This window comes from Halomonas ventosae (genome assembly GCF_004363555.1).
GTDB classification, from domain to species: domain Bacteria; phylum Pseudomonadota; class Gammaproteobacteria; order Pseudomonadales; family Halomonadaceae; genus Halomonas; species Halomonas ventosae.
Window position 1 is genome coordinate 47629 of the sequence record NZ_SNZJ01000007.1, and the last position, 18265, is coordinate 65893.

Below are 18265 nucleotides of genomic sequence, written 5' to 3' on the forward strand. Positions count from 1 at the left end.
ACGATATCGCCACGCAGAGACCAGGAGAAGAGACCATGGCTAACCGCTTGAGCAACGATTTCCAGTTCATCGACGTGGGCCGCCAGGACCCGCAGAAGAAGGACGCCCGCACCCGCGCGCGGGAGTTCGCCGAGATCTACGAGCCCTTCAAGCCCCAGGAGGCGGCCAGCCAGGCGCATCGCTGCCTGCATTGCGGCAATCCCTACTGCGAGTGGAAGTGCCCGGTGCACAACTACATCCCCAACTGGCTGCAGCTGGTCAGCGAGGGCAACATCCTCGAGGCGGTGGAGCTGTGCCACAAGACCAACTCCTTGCCCGAGGTGTGCGGGCGGGTCTGTCCCCAGGACCGGCTCTGCGAGGGCGACTGTACCCTCAACGACGGCTTCGGTGCGGTGACCATCGGTTCGGTGGAGAAGTACATCACCGACACCGCCTTCGCCATGGGCTGGCGTCCGGACCTCTCCCGCGTCACCCAGACCGGCCGCAAGGTGGCGGTGATCGGTGCCGGCCCCGCGGGACTGGGCTGCGCCGACATCCTGGTGCGCAATGGCGTCAAGCCGGTGGTGTTCGACAAGTACCCGGAGATCGGCGGGCTGCTGACCTTCGGCATCCCCGAGTTCAAGCTCGACAAGACGGTGATGGAGCGTCGTCGGGCCGTGTTCGAGGAGATGGGCATGGAGTTCCGCCTCGGCGTCGAGGTAGGCAAGGACGTCGAGTTTGACCGCCTGCTCGAGGAGTACGACGCCGTCTTCCTGGGCATGGGCACCTACAAGTACATGGAGGGCGGTTTCCCCGGCGAGGACCTGCCCGGCGTGCACAAGGCCCTCGACTACCTGATCGCCAACGTCAACCACTGCCTGGGCTTCGAGAAGGACCCCCGGGAGTTCACCTCGCTGAAGGGCCAGCGCGTGGTGGTGCTGGGCGGCGGCGATACCGCCATGGACTGCAACCGCACGGCCATCCGCCAGGGTGCCACCAGCGTGACCTGCGCCTATCGCCGTGACGAGGAGAACATGCCCGGCTCCAAGCGCGAGGTGGCCAATGCCCGCGAGGAGGGGGTGGAGTTCCTGTTCAACCGCCAGCCGGTGGCGGTGGTCGGCGAGGGCAAGGTCGAGGGTGTCAAGGTGGTGCGCACCCGGCTGGGCGAGCCCGACGAGAACGGCCGGCAGCGCCCGGAAGTGGTGCCTGGCTCCGAGGAGATCATCCCCGCCGACGCGGTGGTGGTGGCCTTCGGCTTCCAGCCGAGCCCGGCGCCCTGGTTCGAGACGGTGGGCATCGAGCTCGACGAGCGCGGCCGGGTGAAGGCGCCGGAGGAGGGGGGCACCCATGCCTTCCAGACCACCAACGAGAAGATCTTCGCCGGCGGCGACATGGTGCGCGGCTCCGACCTGGTGGTCACCGCCATCTACGAGGGCCGCCAGGCCGGCGAGGGCATCCTCGACTATCTGGGAGTGTGAGCGCCGAGCCACAAGCGCCGAGCCGCCAAGGGGCGTGGCCAGCAGCCAGTAAAAGTGGCAAGTCAAAAGTAGCAAGAGGCGATGTGGCTCTAGCTACTTTCCACTTTTGACTTGAACCTCCGCTTGGTCGCTTGGTCGCTTGGTCGCTTGGTCGCTTGGTCGCATGGCCGCATGGCCGCATGGCCGCATGGCGCTGAAATTGAGCCTTTGGTCGTATTCTGCTAGTCTGTCGTCCCATCCTGGCGCGGCTTCCTGCCGTGCCTACCGATCACGTTTCGACAGGTTCTCCATGACACGATATATCTTCGTGACCGGCGGCGTTGTGTCCTCACTCGGCAAGGGCATCGCGTCGGCCTCGCTGGCGGCGATTCTCGAGGCGCGCGGCCTCAAGGTCACCATGCTCAAGCTCGATCCCTACATCAACGTGGATCCGGGCACCATGAGCCCCTTCCAGCACGGCGAGGTGTTCGTCACCGAGGATGGCGCCGAGACCGACCTGGACCTGGGCCACTACGAGCGCTTCATCCGCACGAAGATGACCCAGGCCAACAACTTCACCACCGGTCGCGTCTACGAGCACGTGCTGCGCAAGGAGCGCCGCGGCGACTACCTGGGCGGCACCGTGCAGGTGATCCCGCACATCACCGACGAGATCAAGCGCCGCGTCTATGCCGGCGGCGAGGGCTTCGACGTGGCGCTGGTCGAGATCGGCGGCACCGTGGGCGACATCGAGTCGCTGCCCTTCCTGGAGTCGATCCGCCAGATCAGGAGCGAACTGGGCGCGAGCCGGGCGATCTTCATGCACCTGACGCTGGTGCCCTATATCAAGACGGCGGGGGAGACCAAGACCAAGCCGACCCAGCACAGCGTCAAGGAGCTGCGCTCCATCGGCATCCAGCCGGACATCCTGATCTGTCGCAGCGAGGTGGAGCTCGAGGAGAGCGAGCGGCGCAAGATCGCGCTGTTCACCAACGTCGAGGAGCGGGCCGTCATCCCGCTGCAGGACGCCGACACCATCTATCGCATCCCGCTGATGCTCCACGAGCAGGGCCTCGACGATATCGTCTGCGACAAGCTGCGCCTCGAGGCGCACGAGGCCGATCTCGGCGAGTGGGTGAAGGTGCTCGATGCCAAGCTCAACCCGCTCAAGTCGATCAACATCGCCATGGTCGGCAAGTACATGGAGCTGCTCGACGCCTACAAGTCCCTGAACGAGGCGCTGATCCATGCCGGTATCCAGACCCGCGTGAAGGTCAATGTCGACTATATCGACTCCGAGGACATCGAGCGCCACGGCACCGAACGCCTGGCCGGCAAGGACGCCATCCTGGTGCCCGGCGGCTTCGGCGAGCGCGGCGTGGAAGGCAAGATCGCCACCGCACGTTTCGCCCGCGAGAACGGCATTCCGTATCTCGGCATCTGCCTCGGCATGCAGGTGGCGGTGATCGAGTTCGCACGCAACGTGGCCGGCTGGGCGGATGCCGACTCCACCGAGTTCACCCACGACACGCAGCACCCGGTGGTGGGCCTGATCACCGAGTGGTTGAGCCCCGAGGGCAAGGTCGAGCTGCGCGATGCCGCCTCCGACCTCGGCGGCACCATGCGCCTGGGCGGCCAGGTCTGCCAGCTCAAGGCCGGCAGCCGGGCGCGCGAGGCCTATGGCAGCGACGAGATCGTCGAGCGCCACCGCCACCGCTTCGAGGTGAACAACCAGTTCATCGACGAGCTCGAGCAGGCGGGCCTGGTGGTCTCCGGCAAGAGCGTCGACAACTCCCTGGTGGAGATGGTCGAGCTGCCGGACCACCCCTGGTACGTCGCCTGCCAGTTTCACCCGGAGTTCACCTCCACGCCGCGTGACGGCCATCCGCTGTTCACCGGCTTCGTCAATGCGGCGCTGGAGCACAAGGCGGCACGCATCCGTGCCCAGTCCTCCCACCAGGAGTGAGGCCCATGTCCGTGATGAGCGAGTCCGCCCCCGAACGGCAGGTCCCGGAGCGTCATATATCAGTCGCCGGCCTGAAGGCCGGCAATTCGTTGCCGCTGATGCTGCTGGGCGGCATGAACGTGCTGGAGTCCCGCGAGCTGGCCCTCGAGGTCGCCGAGACCTACGCGGCGGTGACGGGCCGGCTGGGCATGCCCTACGTCTTCAAGGCGAGCTTCGACAAGGCCAACCGCAGCTCCATCCACTCCTTCCGCGGCCCGGGCCTGGAGAAGGGGCTTGAGATCCTGGCCGAGGTGAAGGCGCGCTTCAACGTACCGATCATCACCGACGTCCACGAACCCTGGCAGGCCGCCCCGGCGGCCGAGGTCGCCGATATCATCCAGCTGCCCGCCTTCCTGGCGCGCCAGACCGACCTGGTGGTGGCCATGGCCGAGACCGGAGCGGTGATCAACATCAAGAAGCCGCAGTTCCTTGCCCCCCACGAGGTGCGCCACATCATTCGCAAGTGCGAGGAGGCGGGCAACGACCGGCTGCTGCTGTGCGAGCGTGGCTCCAGCTTCGGCTACAACAACCTGGTGGTCGACATGCTCGGCTTCGGCGACATGAAGCAGACCGGGTATCCCGTCTTCTTCGATGTCACCCACTCCCTGCAGCGCCCCGGGGGTCGGGCCGACAGCGCCGGCGGGCGGCGCCAGCAGGTGGCCGAGCTCGCCCGTGCCGGGGTGGCGGTCGGCCTGGCCGGCCTCTTCCTGGAGGCCCACCCCGACCCCGACAACGCCAAGTGCGACGGCCCCTGTGCCCTGCCACTGGATCGCCTCGAGCCCTTCCTGGCCCAGCTCAAGGCCATCGACGAGCTGGTAAAGGGGTTTCCCACATTAACAATCGAATAACCCGGTAAACCGAGCAGCGCTGGCAAGCCGAGAGAGCACGGCAGTTTCCCCATCGACTCAATCAACGCTGACAGTATGGAAGGACGACACAGATGACCAAGATCGTCGATATACGCGCCCTCGAGGTGCTCGACTCCCGCGGCAACCCTACCGTGCAGGCCGAGGTGCGCCTGGAGAGCGGTGCCGTGGGCGTGGCCTGTGCGCCCAGCGGGGCCTCCACCGGCTCCCGCGAGGCGCTGGAGCTGCGTGACGGCGACAAGAGCCGCTATCTGGGCAAGGGCGTGCTGAAGGCCGTGGAGGCCGTCAACACCACCATCCGTGAGCGCCTGGTGGGCATGGATGCCCGTGACCAGCGCGGGCTGGACGACGCCATGCTGGTGCTGGATGGCACCGACAACAAGGCCAACCTTGGTGCCAATGCCATCCTGGCGGTGTCGCTGGCGGCGGCCAAGGCCGCGGCCAATGCCAAGGGCATGCCGCTCTACGCGCATATCGCCGAGCTCTACGGCCAGCCCGGGAAGTACCTGATGCCGGTGCCGATGATGAACATCCTCAACGGCGGCGAGCATGCCGACAACAACGTCGACATCCAGGAGTTCATGGTCCAGCCGGTGGGCGCGCCGACCTTCCGCGAGGGCCTGCGCATGGGCGCCGAGATCTTCCATGCCCTGAAGAAGGTGCTCTCGGCCCGGGGGCTTGCCACCTCGGTGGGCGACGAGGGCGGCTTCGCGCCGAACCTCGACTCCAATGCCGAGGCCCTGGCGGTGATCCAGCAGGCCGTGGCAGACGCCGGCTACCGCCTGGGCGAGGACGTGACCCTGGCGCTGGACTGTGCCTCCTCCGAGTTCTACCGGGACGGCAAGTACGACCTTTCCGGCGAAGGCAAGGCCTTCGACGCCACCGGCTTCGTCGACTACCTGGGCGAGCTCTGCGAGCAGTTCCCGATCGTCTCCATCGAGGATGGCATGGACGAGTCCGACTGGGACGGCTGGAAGGCGCTGACCCAGCGACTGGGCGACAAGGTCCAGCTGGTGGGCGATGACCTCTTCGTCACCAACACCCGGATCCTCAAGCGCGGCATCGACGAGCAGATCGGCAACTCCATCCTGATCAAGTTCAACCAGATCGGCTCGCTCTCCGAGACCCTGGACGCCATCCGCATGGCTCAGGATGCCGGCTTCACCGCGGTGATCTCCCATCGCTCCGGCGAGACCGAGGACACCACCATCGCCGACCTCGCCGTGGGCACCTGCGCCGGCCAGATCAAGACCGGCTCGCTGAGCCGCTCGGACCGCGTCGCCAAGTACAACCGCCTGCTGGTCATCGAGCAGGAGCTGGACGGCGAGGTGGACTACCCGGGGCGCGCCGCGATCAAGGGGCAGTAAGCGAACAGCGTTGCCTTTTGCGTGACCTGCTGTAGGAGATCGCCTACAGCGTGGCGAGGAGATCCGCCATTCCTGCGTCGGACAGGCCCGACCCCTCAGGGGGCCGGGCCTTTTCATTTCATTGATTTTCAAGGGAGTTTGCTTTCCAGGCGGCAAGCGGGCTAGCCGGGATGGGCGTCGCCGGCGCGCGCCGGGCGGGGTTGTGCTGCACCGCGGCTATGCCACACTGCACTCGGGATGTGGGAGAGCGGGGATGCTCTTCCGGCAGGATGCAACGGGATGCGACAAGTGATGCGCTCGGTGCGGCAGGAGGCCGTTCCCGGGCAGGGAAGGCATCACGGGAGTCGGGCGGAGGGAGCCGCCCGAGGACTGGCTGGGAGCGGGCGGCCTGCGGGCCGCCTTTTTTGCCGAGTGTTCTCCTTCTTCGCTCAGGGCAGAGACGACGACGCCGGATGTCTTGCGACATCCGGCGTCGTCGTGTCCTGGCCGCGTCAGCGGCTCAGCGCTCGAGCAGCTCCAGCTTGCCCGGCTTGCCGTCCCACTCCTCGGCATCCTCCGGCGGGTCCTTCTTCTCGCTGATGTTGGGCCACACCTCGGCCAGCTCGGCGTTGATCTCGATGAACGCCTCCTGGCCATCCGGCAGCTCATCCTCCGAGAAGATCGCCTCGGCGGGACACTCCGGCTCGCACAGGGCGCAGTCGATGCACTCGTCGGGGTGGATCACCAGGAAGTTGGGGCCTTCGTAGAAGCAGTCCACCGGGCAGACCTCGACACAGTCGGTGTACTTGCACTTGATGCAGTTCTCGGTGACGACGAATGTCATGCCAGTCTCCCATTCTCTGGCCGTGGCAGGGCGCGGCCGGTAGTCGATGATGCTAGATGAGTTATAAGAAATAGAATTCTTATAATTTAAGGAATTTGATCGAGCCATTCTAGTCGCGGCGAGGGCCATCTCGCAAGCCGGGCTCGGCGCTATTGTCGGCCATTCACAGGGCCTCCTTCCAGCGGTAGAGCAACTCCAGGGCCTGGCGGGGCGACAGTGCGTCGGGATCCAGGCGGTCCAGCTGATCGACCAGCGGGTGGGGCGTGCTGGCAAAGAGGTCGGCCTGGCGGGGCGCCGCCGGCTGCTCTCCCTCGCGCGTCGCGGCGGCCGGCAGCCGGCTGCCCTGGTCGATCTCCTGCTGCTCCAGGCTGGCGAGCTTCTCCCGGGCGCGGGCGATCACCCCTTGGGGGACGCCGGCGAGCTGGGCCACCTGCAGGCCGTAGCTCTGGCTGGCCGGGCCGTCCTCCACGCGGTGCATGAAGACGATCCCGTCGCGGTGCTCCGCGGCCGTCAGGTGCACGTTGGCCACCCCCTCGGCCTGCTCGGCCAGCGCCGTCATCTCGAAGTAGTGGGTGGCGAACAGCGTGAAGGCGCGGGTGCGGGTCAGGTGCTCGGCGCTGGCCCAGGCCAGCGAGAGGCCGTCGAAGGTGCTGGTGCCGCGGCCGATCTCGTCCATCAGCACCAGGCTGTGGTCGGTGGCGTTGTGCAGGATGCTGGCGGTCTCGGTCATTTCCACCATGAAGGTGGAGCGCCCGCCGGCCAGGTCGTCCGAGGAGCCGATGCGGGTGAAGATGCGATCCACCGGGCCGATGGCGGCCGCATCCGCCGGCACGAAGCTGCCGGTGTGGGCGAGCAGGGTGATCAGCGCGGCCTGGCGCATGTAGGTGGACTTGCCGCCCATGTTGGGGCCGGTGATGACCAGCATGCGGCGCGCGTCGTCCAGCACCAGGTCGTTGGGCACGAAGGGCGTCTCGGTGACCTGTTCGACCACCGGGTGGCGGCCGCCGCGGATGTCGATGCCCGGCGACTCGGGCAGTGACGGGCGCACGAACTCCAGGGCCCGGGCGCGCTCGGCGAAGGCGCACAGCACGTCGAGGGCCGCCAGTGCCCGCCCGGTGCCCTGCAGCGCGGCGAGCTCGGCGTTCAAGGTGTCGAGCAGGCCGTCGTAGAGCAGCTTCTCGCGGGCCAGGGCGCGGGACTTCGCCGAGAGCGCCTTGTCCTCGAACTCCTTGAGCTCGGGGATGATGAAGCGCTCGGCGTTCTTCAGGGTCTGGCGGCGCACGTAGTCCACCGGGGCGTCCCGGGCCTGGGCGCGAGGAATCTCGATGTAGTAGCCGTGGACCCGGTTGTAGCCCACCTTGAGGCCGGGCAGGCCGGTGCGCTCGCGCTCCCGGGTCTCCAGGCGGATCAGGTAGTCGCCGGCATGCTCGGCGAGGCCTCGGTGCTCGTCGAGCTCGGCGTCGAAGCCCTCGGCGATCACGCCGCCGTCGCGGATCACCACCGGTGGGTTCTCCACCAGGGCGCGGGTCAGGGTGTCGGCCAGCGCCGGGAAGGGATGGATATGGTGGCGAAGCTCGTCCAGCGTGCTGCCCTCGCCGTAGGCCTCGAGGGCGGCCTGGAGGTCGGGCAGGGCGACCAGGGCGTCGCGTAGCCGCGCCAGGTCGCGCGGTCGTGCGCTATAGAGGGCCACGCGGGCCAGGATCCGCTCCACGTCGCCGATCGCCTTGAGCGACTCGCGCAGCGCCAAGAAGCCCTCGTCGTCGAGGAGCAGCGCCACCGCCGCCTGGCGGCCGCCGACCTGGGCGCGGTCGCGCAGCGGGCGGTTGAGCCAGCGCTTGAGCAGCCGCGAGCCCATGGCCGTGGCGGTGGTGTCGAGCACGCTGGCCAGGGTGTTATCGGCGCTGCCGCCGAGGTTCACGTCGATCTCCAGGTTGCGACGGCTGGCCGCATCGATCACCACGGCGTCGTCGCGGCTCTCCACGCCGATGGCGGTGACATGGGGCAGGGCCGTGCGCTGGGTGTCCCGGGCATAGTCGACCAGCACCCCGGCGGCGGTGATCGCGGCCTCCAGATGGGCGCAGCCGAAGCCGCGCAGGTCCTGGACCTGGAACTGGTCGCAGAGGGTGCGGGTCGCGCTCTCGAGGTCGAACAGCCAGTCGCTCTGGCGACGCAGGCCGCGACGCCCATCCAGCGCGGCCGGAAGTGCCAGGCTTTCGGCGACCAGCAGTTCGGCGGGGTCGAGGCGCTGGAGTTCGGCGAGCATCTCGCCCTCGCCCTCGACCTCCAGCACGTTGAAGCGGCCGCTGGAGAGCTCCAGCCAGGCCAGCCCCCAGCGCTCGCCGAGCGGGGCCACGGCGACCAGCAGGTTGTCGCGGCGGGCATCGAGCAGCGCCTCGTCGTAGAGGGTGCCCGGGGTGACGATGCGCACCACGCGGCGCTCTACCGGTCCCTTGCTGGTGGCCGGGTCGCCGATCTGCTCGCAGATCGCCACCGACTCCCCGGCAGCCACCAGGCGGGCCAGGTACCCCTCGGCGCTGTGGTAGGGCACCCCGGCCATGGGAATCGGCTGGCCCGCGGACTGGCCGCGCTGGGTCAGGGTGATGTCGAGCAGGGCGGCGGCACGCCGGGCATCGTCGAAGAACAGTTCATAGAAGTCGCCCATGCGATAGAAGAGCAGCACGTCGGGGTGCTCGCGCTTGATCTTCAGGTACTGGCTCATCATGGGGGTATGCTGGGCACTGGCCTGTGACATCGGGTTCCTGCTCTGGCTGTTGACGGATGGCTGGCGTCGAATGCGCCATGCATGTCGCTGGCAAAGCCGTTATTGTACGGAAAAGTCATCGCCCACGCGCGGCCGACGTCGCCTCGGCCGGTGCGAATGCCCAGGAGTCATGCCATGTCCCCCCGCGCCTCCCGCCTGGCCGAGCTCGACCTCGTGGCCCTCGCCGAGCGCCTTGGCGAACGGTGCCGCGAGAAGGGCATCACGGTCACCGCGGCCGAGTCCTGCACCGGCGGCGGGGTGGCCAGCGCCATCACCGCCGTGGCCGGCAGTTCGGACTGGTTCGAGACCGGCTACGTGACCTATGCCAATGGCGCCAAGAGCCGGCTGCTGGGCGTGCCGGCGGCGCTGTTGACCGAGCATGGGGCGGTGAGCCGTGCCGTGGTCGAGGCGATGGTGGCAGGCGCCTGCCGCGACAGCGGTGCGGCGCTCGGCGTGGCGATCAGCGGGGTGGCCGGCCCCGGCGGGGGCAGTCCCGACAAGCCGGTGGGCACCGTCTGGCTGGCCTGGGGCGATGCCGAACGGGCCGAGGCGGCGTGCCACCATTTCGCCGGCGACCGGGCGGCCGTGCGTGAGCAGGCCGTGCGCGAGGCGTTGATCGGCCTGGTGCGGCGCCTGGAGCAGCCTTGAGCGCCTGTAGACACCAAGGGGCGTCGGGTCAGCCCCGAGCCGCGCAGGCTATCTGTAATCGTCCTGCGACAATAGCCCTTCCAGCAGCGAATCGGCACTGGCCGCGCAGGCGATTTTTCGCCATACTACTGTGCAGTCATACAGTATTTCAGAGACCCCAGATTCAGGAGGCCCGTGATGGCTCAGGATGACAACCGTTCCAAGGCGCTGGACGCCGCCCTTTCCCAGATCGACCGCCAGTTCGGCAAGGGCACCGTGATGCGCCTGGGCGACGCCCCGCGCGTGGTGATGCCCTCGGTCTCCACCGGTTCGCTGGGCCTGGACATCGCCCTGGGGATCGGCGGCCTGCCGCTGGGCCGGGTGGTCGAGATCTTCGGCCCGGAGTCCTCGGGCAAGACGACCCTGACCCTGTCGGTGATCGCCCAGGCCCAGAAGCAGGGCAAGACCTGCGCCTTCATCGATGCCGAGCACGCCCTGGACCCGAGCTATGCCGAGAAGCTCGGGGTCAACCTCGACGACCTGCTGGTCTCCCAGCCGGATACCGGCGAGCAGGCCCTGGAGATCTGCGACATGCTGGTGCGCTCCGGCGGCGTCGACGTGATCATCATCGACTCGGTGGCGGCGCTGACCCCGCGGGCCGAGATCGAGGGCGAGATGGGCGACTCCCACGTCGGCCTGCAGGCGCGCCTGATGTCCCAGGCCCTTCGCAAGATCACCGGCAACATCAAGAACGCCAACTGCATGGTGGTCTTCATCAACCAGATCCGCATGAAGATCGGCGTGATGTTCGGCAGCCCCGAGACCACCACCGGCGGCAATGCGCTCAAGTTCTACTCCAGCGTGCGCCTGGACATCCGCCGCACCGGCTCGGTCAAGCAGGGTGACGAGGTCACCGGCAACGAGACCCGGGTCAAGGTGGTCAAGAACAAGGTCGCGCCGCCGTTTCGCCAGGCGGAGTTCCAGATCCTCTACGGCAAGGGGATCTACCATGCCGGGGAGGTGGTCGATCTGGGCGTGCAGTGCAAGCTGATCGACAAGGCGGGGGCCTGGTACAGCTACCAGGGCAACAAGATCGGCCAGGGCAAGGCCAACGCCGCCCAGTTCCTCGAGGACAACCCGGCGGTGATGGAGGAGATCGAGAGCCAGATCCGCGCCCAGCTGCTCGCGCCGGTGGAGCCCAGGAAGGAGGAGGCCGTCGACGAGGCGGTCACCGCCGAGGCCGGCCGCGACGACGACCCGTCATAAGCCATGCTGGGGCAGCCCTCCGGCGGCGAGTCGTCGCCCCGTGACGATGCCATCCGCCTGCTGGCCCGGCGGGAGCACTCGCGCCGGGAACTGGCCGAGCGCCTGGCGGCCAAGGGGCATGCGCCCGAAGCAATCGCCGAGTGCCTCGACGACCTGGCCGAGCAGGGCCTGCAGTCTGACGAGCGCTTCGCCGAGAGCTTCCTGCGCTCACGCATCCTGCGGGGCCAGGGGCCGCTGAAGATCCGTGCCGAGCTCGAGCGACGCGGCCTCGGCCGGGAGACGATCCAGCATGCCTTCGCCGAGAGCGAGCAGGCCGGCGAGGGCGACTGGTTCGCCCTGGCCGGCGAGGCCCTCGCGAGGCGCTTCACGGGCCCTGGCGAGTCGCCTCGCGAGCGCGCCCGCCGTGAGCGGTTCCTGGCCCAACGCGGCTTCGACTTCGACCAGGTGCGCCACGCCCTGGAGCACGCCTGGGATTCGGCACCGGATCAGTAGTCGTCCAGGCCTGCCCCCGCATCACCCCTGAGTGGTGCCGGCGCCGAGGCCCCTTCAGTCCCTTGACAACTGCGCTATAATGTCTCCCTTTGCGAACGCCCCGGGTGGCATCCCGCGGCACTGCGATGCGCCTGGAGATGGCGCCTCGTGGTGCCCGTCTCGAGCCAGCGTCGCCCGCCGGGTCACCCCGTTCATCGCCACGGATACCCCATGAAAAGCGCAGACATCAGACAGGCCTTTCTGAGTTACTTCGAGGCGCACGGCCACACCGTCGTGCCCTCCAGCTCCCTGGTTCCCGGCAACGACCCGACCCTGCTCTTCACCAATGCCGGCATGGTGCCGTTCAAGGACGTCTTCCTGGGTCGTGACCCCCGCCCCTACGTGCGCGCGACCTCGTCCCAGCGCTGCGTGCGCGCCGGCGGCAAGCACAACGACCTCGACAACGTCGGCTATACCGCGCGCCACCACACCTTCTTCGAGATGCTGGGCAACTTCAGCTTCGGCGACTACTTCAAGCGCGATGCCATCCGCTACGCCTGGGAGTTCCTCACCGAGACCCTGGGCCTGCCGAAGGAGAAGCTGTGGGTCACCGTGCACGTCAGCGACGACGAGGCCGAGCGCATCTGGAAGGAGGAGATGGGCATCGACCCCGCGCGCTTCTCCAGGCTCGACGAGGACAACTTCTGGCAGATGGGCGACACCGGCCCCTGCGGGCCGAGCTCCGAGATCTTCTATGACCACGGCCCCGAGGTGTGGGGTGGGCCGCCCGGCAGCCCCGAGGAGGACGGCGACCGCTACATCGAGATCTGGAACCTGGTGTTCATGCAGTTCGATCGCGACGCCGAGGGCACCCTGCATCCCCTGCCCAAGCCCTCCATCGATACCGGCATGGGGCTGGAGCGCATCGCCGCGGTGATGCAGGGCGTGCACTCCAACTACGAGATCGACCTCTTCCAGAACCTGCTGGAGGCGGCGGCGCGCCATACCGGCCATGCCGATACCCGCGCGCCCTCGCTGCGGGTGATCGCCGACCATATCCGCTCCTGCGCCTTCCTGGTCGCCGACGGCGTGCTGCCCTCCAACGAGGGGCGCGGCTATGTGCTGCGCCGGATCATCCGTCGCGCCATCCGCCACGGCCACAAGCTGGGCGCCCAGGGCAACTTCTTCCACAAGCTGGTGGGTGCGCTGGACGTGGAGATGGGCGACGCCTTTCCGGAACTTCGCGAGGCGCGCCAACAGATCGAGCGCGTCCTTCTCAAGGAGGAGGAGCAGTTCGCCCGCACCCTGGAGCACGGCATGGGCCTGCTCGAGGAGGCCCTGGCCGGCCTCGACGGCGAGGTGCTGCCCGGCGAGACGGTGTTCAAGCTCTATGATACCTACGGCTTCCCCTATGACCTGACCGCCGATGTCTGCCGGGAGCGCGGTGTGACCCTCGACGAGGTCGGCTTCGAGCGCGCGCTTGAGGCACAGCGCGAGCGCGCCCGGGCGGCGAGCCAGTTCGGTGCCGACTACGGCGCCGCCCTGGAGCTGGAAGGCGAGACCGACTTCACCGGCCATGAGCGCCTCGAGGACCGCGCCACCGTCACCGCCCTGGTCGATCGGGAGGGCAACCCCCTGGCACGGCTCGAGCCGGAGCAGCGTGGCGTGGTGGTGCTCGACCGCACCCCCTTCTACGGCGAGTCCGGCGGCCAGGTGGGGGATACCGGCTACCTGGAGCTTGAGGGTGGCCGCTTTTTGGTCACCGACACCCAGAAGCAGGGCGGTCACCACCTGCACCACGGCGTGCTGCTCGAGGGGTCGCTCGCGGTGGGCGCCGGGGTCCACCCGCGGGTCGACGCCAGCCTGCGCGCGGCCACGGTGCGCAACCACTCCGCGACCCACCTGATGCACAAGGCGCTGCGCCTGGTGCTCGGCGACCACGTGGCGCAGAAGGGCTCGCTGGTCACCCCCGAGCGCCTGCGCTTCGACTTCAGCCACTTCGAGCCGATGACGCCGGAGCAGCTCTCCGAGGTGGAGCGCCTGGTCAACGAGCAGATACTCGCCAACGCGCCGACCCGCATCGAGCAGATGACCCTCGATGAGGCCAAGGCCAAGGGCGCCGCGGCGCTCTTCGAGGCCAAGTACGCCGACAGCGTGCGGGTGCTGACCATCGGCGCCGAGGACTTCTCCATCGAGCTGTGCGGCGGCACCCACGTGGCGCGCAGCGGTGACATCGGCTGCTTCCATATCGTCAGCGAGGCGGGCATCGCCTCGGGCGTGCGCCGCATCGAGGCGATCACCGGCGAGGGGGCGCTTGCCTGGTTCCGTGAGCAGGAGGCGCGCCTGAATCGCATCGGCGAGCGCCTCAAGGCCAAGCCGGAGCAGGCCGAGGAGCGCGTCGAGTCGCTGCTCGACCGCAACCGCTCCCTGGAGAAGGAGCTCGAGCGCCTCAAGGCCAAGCTGGCCAGCGCCGCCGGCAACGACATGGTCGACGAGGCCCGCGAGGTCAAGGGCGTCAAGGTGCTGGCCAGGCGCCTCGAGGGCGTGGCCAGCAAGGAGCTGCGCGGCATGCTCGACCAGCTCAAGAACAAGCTCGGCTCCGGCATCGTGGTGCTGGGCGTGGCCGACGCCGAGGCCGGCAAGGTCAGCCTGATCGCAGGCGTCACCGACGACCTGACCGGCCGGGTCAAGGCCGGCGAGCTGGTCAACCACGTGGCGGGCCAGGTCGGCGGCAAGGGCGGCGGCCGGCCCGACATGGCCCAGGCCGGCGGCAGCGATGTCACGGCACTGCCCGGGGCGCTGGACAGCGTGCCGGCCTGGGTCGAGGAGCGGCTCCCGTAAGGGCTTGCAGGGCCGGCGGCAGCGATGCCCCGGCCCTCGTCATCTTCACTCACCTTTCACTCATCCGAGCGCGATTCGCACTCGACGCACGAGGGAAATCGGCATATGGCACTATACGTACAGAAATTCGGCGGCACCTCGGTGGGCTCCGTGGAGCGCATCAAGGCCGTGGCCGAGAAGGTCAAGGGCTTTCGCGACAACGGCCACCAGGTCGTCGTCGTGGTCTCCGCCATGAGCGGTGAGACCAATCGCCTGATCGGCATGGCCAACGAGATCAACGACGAGCCGACGCCGCGCGAGATGGACATGCTGGTCTCCACCGGCGAGCAGGTGACCATCTCGCTGCTGGCCATGGCCCTCCACAAGATCGGCGTGCCGGCCACCTCCTACACCGGCTCCCAGGTGGGCATCCAGACCGACAGTGCCCATACCAAGGCGCGCATCCAGCGCATCGAGACCGATGAGCTGCAGGCCGACCTGGACGACGGTCAGGTGGTGGTGGTCGCCGGTTTCCAGGGCGTCGACGAGGAGGGCAACATCACCACCCTCGGCCGCGGCGGCTCCGATACCACCGGCGTGGCGCTGGCGGCGGCGCTGAAGGCCGACGAGTGCCAGATCTATACCGACGTCGACGGCGTCTACACCACCGACCCGCGGGTCTGCTCCAGGGCCCAGCGCCTCGACACCATCACCGTCGAGGAGATGCTGGAGCTGGCGAGCCTGGGCTCCAAGGTGCTGCAGATTCGCGCCGTCGAATTCGCCGGCAAGTACAATGTTCCGCTGCGCGTGCTGTCCAGCTTCGAGGATGGCCCCGGCACCCTGATCGTTGCTGACTCCGACCAAGACGAGGATTCCATGGAAGAACCGCTGATCTCAGGCATCGCCTTCACCGCCAACGAAGCCAAGCTGACCCTGCTCAACACCCCCGATGTGCCGGGTGTCGCCTCGCGGATCCTGGGGCCGATCGCTGATGCCAACATCGAGGTCGACATGATCGTCCAGAACGTGGCGCCGGCTGGTGACTACACCGACTTCACCTTCACGGTGGCCAAGGGCGACTACAAGCAGACCATGAAGATCCTCCAGGAGCAGGTCATTCCCGACCTGGGCGGCGGCGAACTGCGCGGGGACGACAATATCGCGAAGGTCTCGCTGGTCGGGGTGGGCATGCGCTCCCATGCCGGGGTGGCGTCGAAGTTCTTCCGCGTGCTGGCCGACGAGAACATCAACATCCGCATGGTCTCGACCTCCGAGATCAAGATCTCCGTGGTGATCGACGAGAAGCACATGGAGCTGGCGGTCAAGGCGCTGCACAAGGCCTTCGGCCTCGACAAGAGCGATATCGAGGCCGAATAGGGCTCCCTTCGGGCGACGACACCTTCTACGCTTGTAGGGAAGGCCACGACACCCGTGCCACAGGGCTTCCTTTCAACGTGGTACGGGCGTCTCATGGGTCGGCGCCATTGGTCAGGGACGACGACTTGTCGCACAATGTAACTTCGTCGTCCCTGCCGGCGAGCATCCCGTAGCCAGAAGTCTGAGAAGGAGATCAGTCATGCTCATCCTGACCCGCCGCGTCGGCGAAACCCTGATGATCGGTGACGACATCACCGTGACCGTCCTTGGCGTCAAGGGCAATCAGGTTCGCATCGGCGTCAACGCCCCCAAGGATGTCGCCGTGCATCGCGAGGAGATCTACCAGCGCATCCAGCGCGAGAAGGCCGATTCCGGCCTCGAGAGCGATGACTAGCACCCGGCCGGTGCTCGAGGCGGGAGCGCCATCGCGGGGTCATGGTGAAAAATCGCCCGGGTCGCTGGACAATGGCCTTCTAAAACGGTAGGATACGCACCGTGCCGATGAGGGAGAGGTGGCCGAGTGGCTGAAGGCGCTCCCCTGCTAAGGGAGTAAGGGGTTTATAGCCTCTTCGAGGGTTCGAATCCCTCCCTCTCCGCCATTGTCGTCACGCGAAGGTCAAGCGCCCGTAGCTCAGCTGGATAGAGTACCTGACTACGAATCAGGTGGTCGGAGGTTCGAATCCTCCCGGGCGCGCCACCTTCACACTGGATATGGTCGGCGGTATCCCCTCCGGTTTATCCCTGCAACGACTCGCTTGTTGCCTTACGCGCCCGTAGCTCAGCTGGATAGAGTACCTGACTACGAATCAGGTGGTCGGAGGTTCGAATCCTCCCGGGCGCGCCAGATCTCGACCCGTCCTCCACGCGAGGGCGGGTCTTCTGCTTTCCGGGCCTGCTGTGCCCGACGTCCTGTGTTCTGCTAGCCGGGTCGACGCTTCTCGCGTGCCGACCCTGCGATCGTTTGAGGCGCCGTCGTGATGCGACGTGCGCCTCTTTTTTTGTGGGCGCCTGGCGCCTTGTCGTGACTCGCCGTCAGGCGGGCTCTGCGCGGTGGTCGGCGCGAACGGGGAAAGGGGGGCGGTTAGCGGTCGCAGGGGGCTCGAGGCCCGCCAGCAGGGCGTCGAGCTCGCGCAGGCGCTTCACGGCCTGGAAGCGGCGGGCCGCCTCGTGGTCGCGCTGGCGCATATGGTTGAGCCACTGCTTGATCAGGGCAGTGACGACACGCGTCGGAAGTGTGCTACGCTGCAATGCAGCAAAGTCGGCGAGGATCCGTGCCCGAGCCTCCCAGGGTGTGTCGGGCAGTCGCTCTCCCGTCGCCTGCCAGTGGCGGATGCGCGCCGCCAGCCAGGGGTCGGCCAGGGCGCCACGACCGAGCATCACGTCGCGACACCCGGAGAGGGTGCGGGCCTTCCAGTAGTCCTCCAGGGTCCAGATGTCGCCGTTGGCGACCACCGGGATGGAGAGGCGCTGGTGGATGCGGCCGATCCACTCCCAGTGGGCCGGCGGGCGGTAGCCCTCGTCGCGTGTCCGGCCATGGACCACGAGCCGCCGGGCGCCGGCCTCCTGGGTGGCCAGGGCGCAGGCCAGGGCCAGGCGTCGATCGGAGAAGCCCAGGCGGATCTTGGCCGTCACCGGGATCTCGTCGCCCACCGCCCGGGATACCGCCGACACGGCGGCGTGAACCCGTCGCGGGTCACGCAGCAGCGAGGCGCCGCCGTCGTGGCGATTGACGAGCTTGGCCGGACAGCCGAAATTGAGATCCAGGCCGGTAGCGCCGAGACGCAGGGCCTGGCGGGCATTGGCCGCGAGGGCCTCGGGGTCGGAGCCCAGCAGTTGCAGCTGCACGGGGACGCCGCTCGGCGTGGTGACGCCGGGGTGCGCCAGTTCCGGGCAGTGCCGGTGGAAGACGCGGGGCGGCAGGCGGGCGTCCACCACGCGCACGAACTCGGTCACCACCCAGTCGAAACCGGGTGTGCGGGTCAGCAGGTCGCGGGTCACCGCATCGATGACCCCTTCCATGGGCGCTAGGCCGATCCGCCCGTTATGTAGTAAATTAACAACGCTGACTTCCACCATGACGCCATTGCAATCTGTCGGGGATGTGGCAGGTTATAGCATCCTAAAAAATGCGCAAGCCGAGTTTTCTCGTGAGATCGAGGCCAACTCCGCGCAAGAAACAGGAGAATTCGCATGCAGGACACGCAGCTGCTCAACGAGGGGCTTGCCCTGATGGGCCTCGGCATGGGGTTTGTCTTTGTTTTTCTTACCGTGCTGGTGATCGTCACCACCCTGATGTCCAAGGCCATCGGCCGCTTCTTTCCCGAGCCGCCCGCCCCTGTCGCGACCGGCAACCGCCGCCCGCCGGCGCCTCGCCAGGACGATGACGTGATGGTCGCCATCACCGCCGCGGTGCACCGCTATCGCCGCCGCCACCGCCGCTGAGGCG

The 18265-nt window shown here is 67.7% G+C and carries 14 protein-coding genes and 3 tRNA genes; 14 read left to right on the forward strand and 3 right to left on the reverse strand.

Going from position 1 to position 18265, the window contains the following annotated elements; all coding sequences use genetic code 11:
- Positions 1–35 precede the first annotated feature (35 nt).
- The 4 genes from DFP85_RS07555 (at position 36) to eno (ending at position 5674) form a co-directional block, all read left to right on the forward strand.
- Positions 36–1457, forward strand: coding sequence for an FAD-dependent oxidoreductase (locus DFP85_RS07555; RefSeq protein WP_133635699.1), 1422 nt, complete (start codon positions 36–38; stop codon positions 1455–1457).
- 289 nt (positions 1458–1746) lie between these two features.
- Positions 1747–3402, forward strand: a complete 1656-nt coding sequence (locus tag DFP85_RS07560; RefSeq protein ID WP_133635700.1) for a CTP synthase — start codon at positions 1747–1749, stop codon at positions 3400–3402.
- Between the two features lie 14 nt (positions 3403–3416).
- Complete coding sequence (gene kdsA, locus DFP85_RS07565; protein WP_133635823.1) at positions 3417–4289, forward strand: 3-deoxy-8-phosphooctulonate synthase; 873 nt, start codon at positions 3417–3419, stop codon at positions 4287–4289.
- 92 nt (positions 4290–4381) lie between these two features.
- Complete coding sequence (gene eno / locus DFP85_RS07570) at positions 4382–5674, forward strand: phosphopyruvate hydratase (RefSeq protein ID WP_133635701.1); 1293 nt, start codon at positions 4382–4384, stop codon at positions 5672–5674.
- Between the two features lie 499 nt (positions 5675–6173).
- Here eno and fdxA read toward each other — a convergent pair whose 3' ends face one another.
- Both fdxA and mutS read right to left on the reverse strand, forming a co-directional pair.
- Positions 6174–6497 carry a ferredoxin FdxA gene (gene fdxA / locus DFP85_RS07575; RefSeq protein WP_133635702.1) on the reverse strand — a complete coding sequence of 108 codons (324 nt, stop codon included), beginning with the start codon at positions 6495–6497 and terminating at the stop codon, positions 6174–6176.
- Between the two features lie 163 nt (positions 6498–6660).
- The gene (mutS, locus tag DFP85_RS07580) at positions 6661–9249 is read right to left on the reverse strand and encodes a DNA mismatch repair protein MutS (protein ID WP_133635703.1); all 2589 of its coding nucleotides are present in this window, start codon (positions 9247–9249) and stop codon (positions 6661–6663) included.
- Positions 9250–9393: 144 nt separating this feature from the next.
- On the opposite strand from mutS, the gene DFP85_RS07585 reads away from it, so the two are divergent.
- The 9 genes from DFP85_RS07585 (at position 9394) to DFP85_RS07625 (ending at position 16663) form a co-directional block, all read left to right on the forward strand.
- Positions 9394–9906 (forward strand): CinA family protein, encoded by a 513-nt coding sequence (locus tag DFP85_RS07585; RefSeq protein ID WP_133635704.1) that lies wholly within the window; start codon positions 9394–9396, stop codon positions 9904–9906.
- Between the two features lie 177 nt (positions 9907–10083).
- Entirely contained in the window at positions 10084–11151 is a 1068-nt protein-coding gene (gene recA, locus DFP85_RS07590) for a recombinase RecA (protein WP_133635705.1), read from the forward strand.
- Between the two features lie 3 nt (positions 11152–11154).
- Positions 11155–11643: a regulatory protein RecX gene (locus DFP85_RS07595; RefSeq protein WP_133635706.1), complete on the forward strand. Its 489-nt coding sequence runs from the start codon at positions 11155–11157 to the stop codon at positions 11641–11643.
- 210 nt (positions 11644–11853) lie between these two features.
- Positions 11854–14463, forward strand: coding sequence for an alanine--tRNA ligase (alaS, locus tag DFP85_RS07600; protein WP_133635707.1), 2610 nt, complete (start codon positions 11854–11856; stop codon positions 14461–14463).
- A 105-nt stretch (positions 14464–14568) separates the two neighbouring features.
- Complete coding sequence (locus DFP85_RS07605; RefSeq protein ID WP_106230498.1) at positions 14569–15819, forward strand: aspartate kinase; 1251 nt, start codon at positions 14569–14571, stop codon at positions 15817–15819.
- Positions 15820–16018: 199 nt separating this feature from the next.
- Complete coding sequence (gene csrA / locus DFP85_RS07610; RefSeq protein WP_089712664.1) at positions 16019–16213, forward strand: carbon storage regulator CsrA; 195 nt, start codon at positions 16019–16021, stop codon at positions 16211–16213.
- 112 nt (positions 16214–16325) lie between these two features.
- A tRNA-Ser gene (locus DFP85_RS07615) sits at positions 16326–16418 on the forward strand.
- Positions 16419–16439: 21 nt separating this feature from the next.
- Positions 16440–16516, forward strand: a tRNA-Arg gene (locus tag DFP85_RS07620).
- 70 nt (positions 16517–16586) lie between these two features.
- Positions 16587–16663: transfer RNA gene (locus tag DFP85_RS07625), tRNA-Arg, on the forward strand.
- A gap of 188 nt (positions 16664–16851) precedes the next feature.
- Here DFP85_RS07625 and DFP85_RS07630 read toward each other — a convergent pair.
- Positions 16852–17838, reverse strand: a complete 987-nt coding sequence (locus DFP85_RS07630; RefSeq protein ID WP_133635708.1) for a tRNA dihydrouridine synthase — start codon at positions 17836–17838, stop codon at positions 16852–16854.
- Between the two features lie 171 nt (positions 17839–18009).
- Between DFP85_RS07630 and DFP85_RS07635 the strand changes: the two genes are divergently transcribed.
- On the forward strand, positions 18010–18261 hold the full coding sequence (locus tag DFP85_RS07635; protein WP_133635709.1) for an OadG family protein: 252 nt from the start codon (positions 18010–18012) through the stop codon (positions 18259–18261).
- Positions 18262–18265 lie beyond the last annotated feature (4 nt).

Coding starts and splice junctions, on each gene's coding strand:
- fdxA (WP_133635702.1), bottom strand. CDS start 6,497: ATGACATTCGTCGTCACCGAGAACTGCATCAAGTGCAAGTACACCGAC.
- DFP85_RS07605 (WP_106230498.1), top strand. CDS start 14,569: ATGGCACTATACGTACAGAAATTCGGCGGCACCTCGGTGGGCTCCGTG.
- DFP85_RS07560 (WP_133635700.1), top strand. CDS start 1,747: ATGACACGATATATCTTCGTGACCGGCGGCGTTGTGTCCTCACTCGGC.
- DFP85_RS07555 (WP_133635699.1), top strand. CDS start 36: ATGGCTAACCGCTTGAGCAACGATTTCCAGTTCATCGACGTGGGCCGC.
- DFP85_RS07635 (WP_133635709.1), top strand. CDS start 18,010: ATGCAGGACACGCAGCTGCTCAACGAGGGGCTTGCCCTGATGGGCCTC.
- recA (WP_133635705.1), top strand. CDS start 10,084: ATGGCTCAGGATGACAACCGTTCCAAGGCGCTGGACGCCGCCCTTTCC.
- csrA (WP_089712664.1), top strand. CDS start 16,019: ATGCTCATCCTGACCCGCCGCGTCGGCGAAACCCTGATGATCGGTGAC.
- DFP85_RS07585 (WP_133635704.1), top strand. CDS start 9,394: ATGTCCCCCCGCGCCTCCCGCCTGGCCGAGCTCGACCTCGTGGCCCTC.
- DFP85_RS07595 (WP_133635706.1), top strand. CDS start 11,155: ATGCTGGGGCAGCCCTCCGGCGGCGAGTCGTCGCCCCGTGACGATGCC.
- kdsA (WP_133635823.1), top strand. CDS start 3,417: ATGAGCGAGTCCGCCCCCGAACGGCAGGTCCCGGAGCGTCATATATCA.
- DFP85_RS07630 (WP_133635708.1), bottom strand. CDS start 17,838: ATGGAAGGGGTCATCGATGCGGTGACCCGCGACCTGCTGACCCGCACA.
- mutS (WP_133635703.1), bottom strand. CDS start 9,249: ATGTCACAGGCCAGTGCCCAGCATACCCCCATGATGAGCCAGTACCTG.
- alaS (WP_133635707.1), top strand. CDS start 11,854: ATGAAAAGCGCAGACATCAGACAGGCCTTTCTGAGTTACTTCGAGGCG.
- eno (WP_133635701.1), top strand. CDS start 4,382: ATGACCAAGATCGTCGATATACGCGCCCTCGAGGTGCTCGACTCCCGC.